General features: G+C 53.6%; 10 protein-coding genes, 2 rRNA genes and 1 pseudogene. 3 read left to right on the top strand and 10 right to left on the bottom strand.

Going from position 1 to position 11,391, the window contains the following annotated elements; genetic code table 11:
- Nucleotides 1-79: 79 nt before the first annotated feature.
- Nucleotides 80-283 carry a cold-shock protein gene (locus ABD720_RS14290; protein WP_009665193.1) on the bottom strand — a complete coding sequence of 68 codons (204 nt, stop codon included), beginning with the start codon at nucleotides 281-283 and terminating at the stop codon, nucleotides 80-82.
- A 599-nt stretch (nucleotides 284-882) separates the two neighbouring features.
- On the opposite strand from ABD720_RS14290, the gene ABD720_RS14295 reads away from it, so the two are divergent.
- Nucleotides 883-1,893: an AI-2E family transporter gene (locus ABD720_RS14295; protein ID WP_344764063.1), complete on the top strand. Its 1,011-nt coding sequence runs from the start codon at nucleotides 883-885 to the stop codon at nucleotides 1,891-1,893.
- A 56-nt stretch (nucleotides 1,894-1,949) separates the two neighbouring features.
- Here the strand turns inward: ABD720_RS14295 and ABD720_RS14300 are convergent, their stop codons facing one another.
- The 3 genes from ABD720_RS14300 to ABD720_RS14310 form a co-directional block, all read right to left on the bottom strand.
- Nucleotides 1,950-2,141 carry a Thivi_2564 family membrane protein gene (locus tag ABD720_RS14300; protein WP_344764065.1) on the bottom strand — a complete coding sequence of 64 codons (192 nt, stop codon included), beginning with the start codon at nucleotides 2,139-2,141 and terminating at the stop codon, nucleotides 1,950-1,952.
- 930 nt (nucleotides 2,142-3,071) lie between these two features.
- Nucleotides 3,072-3,491, bottom strand: coding sequence for a DoxX family protein (locus ABD720_RS14305; RefSeq protein ID WP_344764067.1), 420 nt, complete (start codon nucleotides 3,489-3,491; stop codon nucleotides 3,072-3,074).
- Nucleotides 3,492-3,930: 439 nt separating this feature from the next.
- Nucleotides 3,931-4,716 carry a dioxygenase family protein gene (locus ABD720_RS14310; RefSeq protein WP_344764068.1) on the bottom strand — a complete coding sequence of 262 codons (786 nt, stop codon included), beginning with the start codon at nucleotides 4,714-4,716 and terminating at the stop codon, nucleotides 3,931-3,933.
- 170 nt (nucleotides 4,717-4,886) lie between these two features.
- Between ABD720_RS14310 and ABD720_RS14315 the strand changes: the two genes are divergently transcribed.
- Complete coding sequence (locus ABD720_RS14315; protein ID WP_344764070.1) at nucleotides 4,887-5,783, top strand: LysR family transcriptional regulator; 897 nt, start codon at nucleotides 4,887-4,889, stop codon at nucleotides 5,781-5,783.
- On the opposite strand, the gene ABD720_RS14320 is transcribed toward ABD720_RS14315, so the two are convergent.
- Nucleotides 5,784-6,692, bottom strand: coding sequence for an AEC family transporter (locus tag ABD720_RS14320; RefSeq protein ID WP_344764072.1), 909 nt, complete (start codon nucleotides 6,690-6,692; stop codon nucleotides 5,784-5,786).
- Between the two features lie 153 nt (nucleotides 6,693-6,845).
- Here ABD720_RS14320 and ABD720_RS19350 point away from each other — a divergent pair.
- Nucleotides 6,846-7,121: pseudogene (locus tag ABD720_RS19350) on the top strand (IS21 family transposase); the annotation flags it as partial.
- Between the two features lie 370 nt (nucleotides 7,122-7,491).
- On the opposite strand, the gene ABD720_RS19355 reads toward ABD720_RS19350, so the two are convergent.
- The 5 genes from ABD720_RS19355 to rrf (ABD720_RS14350) all read right to left on the bottom strand — a co-directional run bounded on the left by ABD720_RS19355 (nucleotide 7,492) and on the right by rrf (ABD720_RS14350) (nucleotide 11,283).
- Nucleotides 7,492-7,668: a hypothetical protein gene (locus ABD720_RS19355; RefSeq protein ID WP_425547980.1), complete on the bottom strand. Its 177-nt coding sequence runs from the start codon at nucleotides 7,666-7,668 to the stop codon at nucleotides 7,492-7,494.
- Nucleotides 7,669-7,753: 85 nt separating this feature from the next.
- On the bottom strand, nucleotides 7,754-8,764 hold the full coding sequence (locus ABD720_RS14335) for an alpha/beta fold hydrolase (RefSeq protein ID WP_344764073.1): 1,011 nt from the start codon (nucleotides 8,762-8,764) through the stop codon (nucleotides 7,754-7,756).
- A gap of 37 nt (nucleotides 8,765-8,801) precedes the next feature.
- Nucleotides 8,802-10,517: an L-lactate permease gene (locus tag ABD720_RS14340; RefSeq protein WP_344764074.1), complete on the bottom strand. Its 1,716-nt coding sequence runs from the start codon at nucleotides 10,515-10,517 to the stop codon at nucleotides 8,802-8,804.
- 366 nt (nucleotides 10,518-10,883) lie between these two features.
- Nucleotides 10,884-10,996: ribosomal RNA gene (gene rrf / locus ABD720_RS14345) — 5S ribosomal RNA — on the bottom strand.
- A gap of 174 nt (nucleotides 10,997-11,170) precedes the next feature.
- A 5S ribosomal RNA gene (rrf, locus tag ABD720_RS14350) occupies nucleotides 11,171-11,283 on the bottom strand.
- Nucleotides 11,284-11,391 lie beyond the last annotated feature (108 nt).

An 11,391-nucleotide genomic window follows, 5' to 3' on the forward strand; every position in this document is an offset into this window, starting at 1 on the left:
ACCGAGCGTGGACAACTAAAATCGAGACGAAAAAAAACCCCGGCGAACCGAGGTTTTTCAATGCGCTTGATTCAGGCTATTAGATAGGCTGAATGTTCGAAGCTTGCTTGCCTTTAGGGCCAGCAGTAACTTCGAAGGAAACGCGTTGGTTTTCTTGCAGAGATTTGAAACCGCTCGACTGGATAGCCGAGAAGTGAGCGAACAAGTCTTCGCCGCCTTCGTCAGGTGTGATAAAGCCAAAACCCTTCGAATCATTGAACCATTTTACGATGCCAGTTGCCATTACAATTCCTATTTCAGTTAAGTTGGGCTGATGCCCGTTAGATCGTTTCAACCAAGACAGGAAGAACAGACTGATACTGTGCTACAAGCTCGAATCTCAACGATGGTTCGATTATAGCGGATAAAAATAGAAAATCCACAACTGCTTTCATCTAATTGTTGAGTCCCTCTGCGGGAGGTCTCGACACCATGATTTTGCCCAGAGCTAGAAATGTTTCCATTAGAAAAAACAAGCGACTACCATTACGCAAGCATCTCAGTGTCGCTGCCGGAACCCGAGGCGAATCCGATGCGGATAGGTCTTTGTGGCTGTTAAAAATATCAACAGGCACACCCAAGCGCTACGCTGTGGGAAAAGAGCACATTGGGGGTTGCCTACCGTGCAATCGCCAACGTGCAGGCGGAAAGCGCATTTTTTTGTATTATCAAGAATGCTGGGCAGTGGTCAGTCTGGTTACCAGGAATTCCATGAATCCCGGCTAAATCGCCTGTCACATTGCAGTAGCCTCGCCTCCTTCCGAGCACTACCTCTAACGCTGCTAAACGGCGCAGAGCTGTCGTTATGCGTTAAATTCACACCTTTAATTTCATCGGCATTCCATGCGTGATTTGAACAAACAGAACCTCATCACTATTTCGTCCTACGTTATTTCCGTAGTGGTCTTACTGATCATCTTGCTCAAGGGACTTTTGGCCGCTCTGTTTTCGGGATTGCTGGTCTACTCTCTGGTGCACCTGATGACGCCTTTGCTGGGCAAAAGAATCAGCAACACGCGGGCACGGATGGTCGCTGTCTCAGGGATAGGTATGCTTACTGTTCTGATGCTCTGCCTGATCACCTGGGGCTCCATCACTTTCTTCAAAAGTGATGCGGGCAGCCTGCCGGTGCTTCTGCAAAAAATGGCGGACCTGATTGAAAAATCCCGGGATCAGATTCCCCAATGGTTGAGTGATTATTTGCCCGAAAGTGCAGACGCACTACGCATGATGATCACCGGATGGCTACGTACGCATGCGCTGGAAGCGAAACTTATTGGACAGGAAGCCGGCCGGACTCTTGCGCACATTCTGGTCGGCATGATCATCGGTGCAATGGCTGCCCTGTACGACAGCACGCCCCAAACCTACAAACCATTGGCGTCTGCGTTGCGTGAACGGGTGCGTAACCTGGGTGATGCATTCAGATGCATCGTCTTCGCCCAGGTCCGTATCGCAGCAATCAACGCTATCCTGATCAGCATTTATTTGCTGTTCATTCTGCCGTTGCTGGGGATTCAGTTACCGCTCTCGAAAAGCCTGATCGCGCTCACCTTCTTTGCAGGCTTGTTGCCAGTCGTCGGCAATCTGATCTCAAATACGCTACTGGTTGTCATCGGCCTTGCCCACTCATTGCATACTGCGATCGGCTCGCTGGTGTTCATGATCCTGATCCACAAATTCGAATATTTCCTGAATGCGAAAATCATTGGTCGTCACATCGACGCGCGCTCCTGGGAACTGCTGGTTGCGATCCTGATGATGGAGGCCGTATTTGGCATCCCCGGCATCATCGCCGCGCCGGTACTGTATGCCTATGTGAAGAGAGAATTACGGGAAGTTGGTTTGGTATGAAAAAGCCTGGCGCGATGGCCAGGCTTGACTGTGAAGCATGGCCTGGTAGCCGTCCCCTAAAACCTGATCTGTGGAAAATATCCACCTGGCAGAATCCCCACGACTGATAGCACCATCAGGATCAACAGGATGATGAACAGAACGCGCACGATCTGACCTACAGGTGATGGCAGTGGCAGCATGCCGACGAGCCACCAGATGAGACCGAAGACAATAAGATAAACGATGAGGCTAATGATCAAATTCATTTTTGCTAACTCCTGGTCGGATAATTTTTAAAGTACTGCTTGCTTGACGATGACTTCAGTACCATCGAAAAAAAACGCCCTTCGGGGCGCTTTTTACTTGCTGCATGGTACAAATCGTTTCGAAAAAAAATGCATCGATCAATTGATGCATATTTCCTCTCAAACTTTATTTAGGTACGACAATGACCGTGTCACCGGTCTTGCCAGCATCGCCTGTTGCACCTGTGGCACCTGTGGCACCAGTTGCGCCGGTAGAACCCTTGTTACCGTCGTAGCCGGTCGCTCCTGTGGCGCCCGTAGCACCGGTGGCACCTGTTTCGCCTGCACCCGTAGCTCCGGTGGAGCCCGTAGAACCGACGGATCCGGTTGCACCAGTTGCGCCGGCAGGGCCAGGTACTGCTACTGGGACGGGCACAACGACAGGCGATGCTGGGCGCTCACATGCTGTCAATGCAACGGAACCAATCAGGGCTAACAGCAAAATGGAATATTTCATGGAATACCTCTCAATATAAAAAAACAACAAACGTTCATCGGTGTACCAAAAACTCGTTTTATTAGTCGCTTCGTGCCGGGCGTTAGCCTGATGGCGGCTCTGCGGTCAAGATGCGGGCACGTCTTGGGGGGTCACGTAGTAATCAATAGTTCGCAAATTGATATGTTCGATGAATTTCACCCGTTTCGGCCTGGACAGAGAATGCTCTGGAAGCTCGCACCACTCCGTACGCTAGCGAACATTGATTAAAATTCAAGTCAAAAGTTGAAGACAAAGTCGTAAGCAAACGTTTCGATAGGCGAAAAAAACCCGCGATACCTCCAAAGCATGCGCGGGTTGTGACATCAAAAAACAGTCGGCAGGAAAGTTAGTCAGGACAGTAGAGGACCGCCATAGGAATCCCTTACCCGAATCGGGCCGCGGAGGAGGTTAAATTAATTCCATCGTCCTGTCACACCACCCAGGCTGTAGCGACCAGCTCCCTGCAATGCGACAACAATCGCGCTGAACAGGTACAAGCCCTGCAGCTCAAGCGCCCAGCCGCCCGTCTGTGACAGCGTAAAAAATTGTGATGTATGCACAAGAAGCAGGGCCACGATCATGTTGATCACAACGATCGATGCGGCGGCCCTGGTCCAGATACCGAACAGGATCAGCAATGGCGCCACGACTTCTCCGACGTACACCAGATAGCCGAGCGATTCGGGCAAACCAAACCTGGTCAGCAATCCGGCGACAAAGCCGACACCGCCAATCAATTTCGAGACTCCGTGGAAGAGCAGGAAGACGGCAAGTGCGGTGCGTAAAACAAGTTTGCCGACGTCATTGGACGTGTTCGTGGTGATGGTATGCATAAAATTCTCCAAGGTGGTGTAGTGACGTTAAGTTGTCGAGTAGCTGGTGCGACGTATCAATTCATTGAACTCTTTACGCATTTTTTGCGGTTGACGACTCAAAGATCGAACCACAAAATCATTTTTTCTTCGCCTCGTTCAGCACGTGTTCTGCATCTGAATAGCAGTAATCCAGCTGCAGGCCGAAGCTACGTGCCGTGTGCCCCCCCTGTTTCTGCCTATGAGGTCAGTGCACCACGCACGCACACGGCTGAATCTGCACCTCTATCTCTCGAAGTATCAACAAATTTTTCGAGAAAATTCTCCCGTCGGCAGCCTGATGCCAGCCACTTTACGAGGCGCCGTCATGCCGACTCTGACAGCCGTGGTTCCACTGTGGCGAAAGTCGGCTGTCAGGGTGTCTGCCTGCTGATACGAATCTGGGGAGATGGTGCACTGCTCATGCAAAGGCATAAATATCCATCGCCAGGATGCCGTACTGGTAGCTGGTATGGACACGATCGGCAACTGCATCACTACCAGCCGCGCCCATCGCTACGAAAAGCGGCAGCAAATGCTCCTCCGTTGGATGATTGCGTTCAGCGAAAGGGGCCTGCCGACGGTAATCGCGCAATGCACCACGCGCATTTTGACGCAACATGTCTAGCATCCAGCCATCGAAATCGCTTACCCAGGAAGGTACTTGTGCATCGATACCCTGACCACGGAACTCAACCAGGTTATGCGTCATTGAGCCTGATCCAATGATCAGCACACCAGCGTCACGCAGCGCTGTCAGCGCGCTACCAAGACGCTCATGATCAGTTGGCGTGGCGCCACGTAACACGGATAGCTGGAAGACAGGTATGTCCGCTTCGGGATACATCAGTCGCATTGGTACCCAGGCTCCATGATCCAGCCCGCGATCGGGACTGCGACTGACGGTATAACCAGCCTGCTCCAGCAATACCGCCGTCTGCCCGGCAACCTCCGGCGAGCCCGGCGCCGGATACTCGATAGCAAACAACTCGGCAGGAAAACCGCCAAAGTCATGGATCGTCTCTGGGTTAAGGGACAAACTGACGGCCGGGGAACCCATGGTTTCCCAATGAGCGGACGCCATGAGGATCGCGCGCGGACGTGGCAGTGACTGGCCCAATGCTTGCAAGAACTTTCGGGCAGGGCTATCTGTCACTGCCAGCATCGGCGAGCCATGCGAAATGAATAACGTCGGCAATCTGCTCAAAGCGTCTCCTTGAAAATAAGGTGGTGAACGCAAACCACACTGACGGACTCGCGTTGCCGTTGCTTAGCGACGAAGTGTCACCGAGCTGGCCTCACTATATTCAACTATTCCTGATTGATAAAGCTGGTCTCATTTGTTAGATTGACTCACATTTATTGACAATGAAATGTATGGACCTATTAGCCAGTATCAAAATGTTTGTCGCGGTTGTCGACGCAGGTAGCTTTGCGGGAGCAGCTAACCGACTGGATATCTCGCGAGCGATGGCATCGAAGCATGTTCTGAATCTCGAGGATCATCTCGGCACGCGCTTGTTGAACCGCACTACCAGGCGATCGAGCGTTACAGAATCCGGTGCCGTGTTCTATGAGCGCAGCGTACAAATCATTGCGGATATCCACGAGGCCGAACAGATTGCCGGGAATATGGCTACCACCCCACGTGGCTCCCTGAAAATCACGATGCCGCTGGCATATGGGCTGCATCGTATGGGGTCAGTCATTGCGGAATATGTGCGACTTTACCCACAGGTGAAGCTGAATATTTCGCTGAGCGATCGGACAATCGATCTGGTTGAAGACGGTTTCGATTTGGCGATTCGCATCGGAACATTACCTGAATCGGGATTGATTGCGCGCAAGCTGGGTGTAGAACGCAGTCTCGTTTGCGCGTCACCGTCGTACCTGAAGCTGCATGGCACGCCGCAGAGTCCGAGCGACCTTGCTGGTCATGCCTGCCTCGGTTACTCGCTGACCAACAGCGGCGATGAATGGCGATTCGAGGAGCAAGGACAGACCGTGGCGATCCGCTGCAACGGTCCGATCAAGGCTGATAACGGGGACATGCTGCGTCTTGCCGCCCTGAGCGGAGCCGGTCTGATTTTCCAGCCGTTGTTCATCGTCGCGGAAGACTTGCGCGCTGGGCGTCTAGTGCAAGTTCTGCAGGAAGTTGTTTCTCGCGAATTAGGAATTTATGCCATCTATCCAAGTCGCAAACATCTGTCTGCCAAGGTACGAACATTTGTCGATTTCGTGGTGACGCAGTTGGCAAAGTCCGCAATTGAGTAGTCAGCGCAAGCCCATCCACAAGCCCAGCGGCACAAACGCCAGTGATGCCAGATTCCCCAGCATCACGATGGATGCCACTTTGTCTGGTTCCTGCTGATAGCGTTCTGCCACCATGAAGCAGAATACAGCGGGAGGCAACGAGGCAAACAGGAACAACTGACCGCGCTGTGGTGGTGTCAGGTTGAGCACCTGATCGAGACCCCAGGCGACAAATAGTCCGGTAATCGGACAAACGATGGCGCCAACCAGACCGATATGCCAGCTCTTAAAGCTGATATCGAGCATTCGCACACCCAGCGCAAAAAGCATGATGGGGATGCTGGCATCACCCAGCATTTTCATGCTCTGGAACAGAACATCCGGAATGGGAATATGTGTCAGTGCAAACAGTATTCCGATCACCATGGCGAGGATCATCGGATTTTTCAAAAACGCCCAGTGCGTAACTGTCCGATTGCCGCGCCCCGATTCGATGATCTTGATTCCGATCGTGAAATAAATCACGTTACACGCCATGAACATCGCCACCGCAGCAGACAGTCCGGCAGAACCAAATGCCAGCACCGCTAGTGGCAGCCCCATGTTGCCGCAATTGTTGTACATCATCGGCGGCAGGAAGCTGCGTGGGTCATAACGAAAGAAACGGGCAACCGGCCATGCCAGCAGACCCGAACCAAGTGAGATGATCGCGCCTCCCAAAATCAGGCTGGCATTGTGGGCGAGATCAAAATCTCGAGCAGCCAAGGCAGTGAAGACGAGCAGGGGCGACAGCAGGTCCATGCTGACCGTGTTGACAGCAGTTATATCCGATCTTACTGCAGGACCACGCAAGCGGCCGTAGGCATAACCGATGGCGATGATGAAAAAGACCGGGAGGATAATGCCCAGAATGCGTTCGAATATGTCCATTAAAAATTCTTTCCGGGTTTTAGCTGTTCCGACGGCTGGAATGCTAACGGATGTCAGCAGCCGATGTAATCGGACATAAATTGCAGCGATTGAAATCTGATACACCGATTTGATTGGAGATGATGGTGGCGATGGTGGCTTTTATGAGCTGCCTTGAAACCAAACGAAGTGTATGTGGAAGTTCAATGCTTGAACAAACACGGACTGAGCTTGCGCAAGATTGCTGCCGAGGTCGGTTGCGCGGTCAATACGGTGCGGCGTCACCTGGCGTTGGAAACCGTGCCGAAATACGAGGGCAAGGTCAAGCGCCAGACCAAGCTAAGCAGCCATGAAACGTACCTGCGTGAGCGGCAGAACGCCGCGCAACCGGACTGGATTCCGGCCACGGTGCTGTATCGGGAGATTGTCGAACATGGCTATCAGGGCGGATAGCGTTAATGGCGTGCGTTCATGCGAGCCTGCGCCGGCCGTTTTCTGTGCCGCTGGACAGTCGCCTAGCGCAAATCGCACAGCAGCTCGACGTCCTCACGCGAACATCGCCGTTGCACACTGGCTGGCGCAGGTGGCCAACGTCCGTCTGTACGGCACGGCACGACGCAGGAGCAACCCGCCGAACGACTGCACGAGGAGATAAAACACTTGCGACCGCTGGCGACACCGTGCCGCGGCGATATCGCCGCTGCCCGGCCGCAGGCCAGGGAGCTGGCGCCACCGGCACTCGGATCGCGGCCAGCGGTTGTCGTAGCGCACCCTCTGAACTGGTACCGATGCAACACCCGCTGGCGGTGTGCCGACCGCGTCATTGATGCTCAAACACGTTCGCCTGCAAGGCTTGATCGACGGCAACCGGCAACAGCAAATGGATATGGTCCGTGCCATCGATGCGAATGGATTCCATCCGGTTTTCGATCGTCATTTCGGTCTGACCGAGATCGCCGATGCATTCCGCGATCAGGCCAGCGGCGCACTTCGGCAAGATCTGCCTGGGATTTTAAAGTGCGATTCTGTCTGTGATGCCGGCGGCGCTACGGCGGCTGGAAAGCCAACGCAAAACTGCGCACCTAATCGCGCAGCGCCCCGAGCAACGTCTTGTGAAACTGCTCCGGGTCTTCCATTTGTGGCGCATGACCCAGCCCCGGGAATTCGATCAGGCGTCCCTGCGGTATCTGCCGGATCACGGTCTTTCCAAGTACCTTGTAGTTGCCGAGCCGCGCCTTGACGTCGGCGGGCGCAATGTCACTGCCGATAGCCGTGGTGTCTGCATCGCCGATCATCAACAGCGTCGGCATGGTCAGTAACTGAAACTCGTAGATGACTGGCTGCGAAAAAATCATGTCGTAGATCAGCGCCGAATTCCAGGCGACCAGTTGCTGCCCCGAGCCACGGTTCAAACCCGCCAGCATGTCGACCCAGCGGCTGTACTCGGGCTTCCAGCGATGGTTATAGTAGGTTGCTTTTTCATAGCTTTCTATCGATGCCGCGGTAATTTTCAGCTCGCGCGCATACCACTGGTCGACCGTCCGGTACGGGACGCCGAGCGCCTTCCAGTCTTCCAGCCCGATTGGATTCACCATGACCAGTTGCTCCACCGTTTGTGGAAACATCAGGGCAAAGCGGGTCGCCAGCATGCCACCGGTGGAGTGGCCGATCACGACGGCCCGCTCCACACCCAGTTGCTTCAGCAACGCGGCATTATTGGATGCCAGTTGCTGGAATGTGTACTGGTAATGCGCGGGCTTGGTCGAAGCACAAAAGCCGATCTGGTCCGGCGCAACGACCCGATAGCCTGCCGTGCTGAATGCCTTGATGGTCGCTTCCCAAGTCGCAGCGCAGAAGTTTTTTCCGTGCAGCAGCAGTGCGGTCTTGCCATTTGGCGGACCTTGCGGCGCGACGTCCATGTACGCCATTTGCAACGCTTCGCCTTGCGAAGTGAATTGGTAACGATGGACCGGGAACGGATAAGTAAATCCCTGCAGCTCAGGACCATAAACCGGCGCAGGGTCGGCAGCAGCCGCCTGCGCGGCCAACAGCGCGAAAAACACAGGCAGACAACATCGTGCAGAGAAAGACATCATGTTTTCCGCTGCGGAATTGATCGGGATTTCATGATCACGGCCGGACGACGGCCAAAGCCATTAACGGATCACTGATACCGATCACATACACCGCGATGACCGTGATCAACCCTGTCATCACCAGGTAGTAAATTGTCGGAATGATGGTCATGCGGATAACCTGACCTTCGCGTCCCAGCATGCCGACCGTCGCCGAAGCGGCCACGACATTGTGAATAGCGATCATATTGCCGGCCGCTGCACCAACTGCCTGCGAGGCCACCAACATCGCGCCAGATACGCCGATCAGGTGAGCAGTGTCGAACTGGAACTGTGCCATCATCAGGTTCGATACCGTATTGGAGCCGGCGATGAAGGCACCCAACGCACCGATCGATGGTGCAAAGAACGGATACACACTGCCGACACTGCTGGCAACCAGCTCCGCCATGGCTCGTGGCATCGATGGCAAGTTCGCCAGGTTGACACCGGAGTTGATCAGGATACGGACCATCGGAATCGTGAATATCAGCACGAAACCGGCACCCAGCAGGGTCCTGGAAGATTCGGAGATGGCAGCCGTCATTTGACCGACCTTCATCCGTTGCAACAGGAATGTCGCCAGCACGACCAGGACCATGATTCCACCCGGCAGATAGAGGAACTGGATGTCGCCGGAGATGCCGACTTCGCCTAGGATATTGTTCCAGCCAAGTACCAGATGGGTTGTGAAGAATGCTTTGACATCGGCGTTCACGCGCGATAGCACCAGTAACCCTGCCAACAGCACATATGGAAACCAGGCCAGGCCGATCGACATCGGTACCGTATTCGACAGGCGGTCCAGTTTGATTTCTATACTACCCATCCAAGATACCGGCCAATCCTTTGGCTCGGCGAAATCCCAGGTCTTCTTGGGAATCAGGAATCCCGCCTTGGCAGCCGGAACCACAATGATCAGGCCGACCAGCGCACCGATCATCGATGGAAATTCCGGACCGAGGAATATCCCCGCAGCGGCATACGGAAGGACGAACGCCAACCCTGCAAAAATCGCAAAAGGCGCGATCGCCATTCCTTCAAGCCAAGATTTGTTCCGACCAAAATAACGCGTGAGCATCACGCACATGAACAGCGGCATCAGGATGCCGATGATGGCATGGGTGATAGCGACTTCGGAGGTGATCAGGCGGTAGAAAATATTCCAGTCCGAGCCGTTTGCGATGAGTTGCTCAGTGATGCCGATTTTATCAAGGCCTCCAGAGACCCCGACCACAATAGGAGTGCCAACGGCACCGAATGATACCGGCGTTGATTGCACCATCATCCCAAGCATAACCGCACCCAAGGCGGGAAAGCCTAGTGCCATAAGCAACGGAGCGGCTACCGCAGCGGGCGTGCCGAAGCCTGATGCGCCCTCGATAAAGCATCCGAACAACCACGCAACGATAATTACCTGAACGCGTCGGTCCGGGCTGATATTGGCAAAGCCGCCACGTATTGCGGTGATTGCGCCAGAGTGCTTCAACGTGTTTAGCAGCAAAATTGCACCGAAGATGATCCAGAGTATCGACCCGGTAAGGATCAATCCTTGGAGGCTGGAAGCGAGAACGCGGTTGAAGGACATACCCCATGCGGTAAGTGCGATGAGCGCTGCCACCAGAAATATGAGCGGCATGGCGCGCTTGGCAGGCCAGCTGAATCCGACTAGCAAGACGGCTGCCAATACCAGAGGGACGAAGGCGAGTAGGGAAAGGGAGATTGTGCTCAAGCTGGATTCCTTTTGTTCAGTGCTTATTGGTCAAGCCCTGCATGCAGGACTTGATCTCATCTGGTCTCACCAGATTTGCGGATAGCCAGTGTTGGAAAATTGAAATTATCAGGCCACCTGGGAACGGTGTTTCATTTGCCATCATTTCAAAGAAAGGAGCCCTTGTTAGGGGCTGTTCAGACGAAATTTCAAAAAATAGAACTAACCCTGACAGCTTGATTACATTGCGGGAAAGTGCCAGCACCTGTCAATGAGCCGTGTATTAACTGTAGGCACTGTCCTGCTTTTCAATTCACCCTGTTTTCTGACTTTGAAACACAAAGGGCCCTTCTTTCGAAGGGCCCTTTGTGTTCTGCTTGTTACTGAGCCTGACGATGACCTACTTTCACACGTGTTGACGCACTATCATCGGCGCAACGTCGTTTCACGGTCCTGTTCGGGATGGGAAAGGGTGGTACCGACGCGCTATGGTCATCAGGCTTGACCGGTCCGTTTCAGGCGATATCCATTACCTTGGACACCTCAAAAAACATAATCTGTAAAAATATTGCGACAAGCGCTCGATTGCCTGCTTATTGCAAATTAATTCGTTACCAATGCAAAACGGCCCACCAATTTCTTGATGGACCGTCTTGTGACTTACATATAACTGAGCCTGACGATGACCTACTTTCACACGTGTTGACGCACTATCATCGGCGCAACGTCGTTTCACGGTCCTGTTCGGGATGGGAAGGGGTGGTACCGACGCGCTATGGTCATCAGGCTTAACTGGGAGGTTCGCTGTGGCTGCCGTTAGTTTGGCCACCGCAACAAACGCAATCTGGAAGAAGTAAAGTGTGATACTGGTACAACATGGGTAGCAGTGTTTATA

The sequence above is a fragment of the Actimicrobium antarcticum genome, from assembly GCF_039536745.1.
Lineage (GTDB): Bacteria > Pseudomonadota > Gammaproteobacteria > Burkholderiales > Burkholderiaceae_D > Actimicrobium > Actimicrobium antarcticum.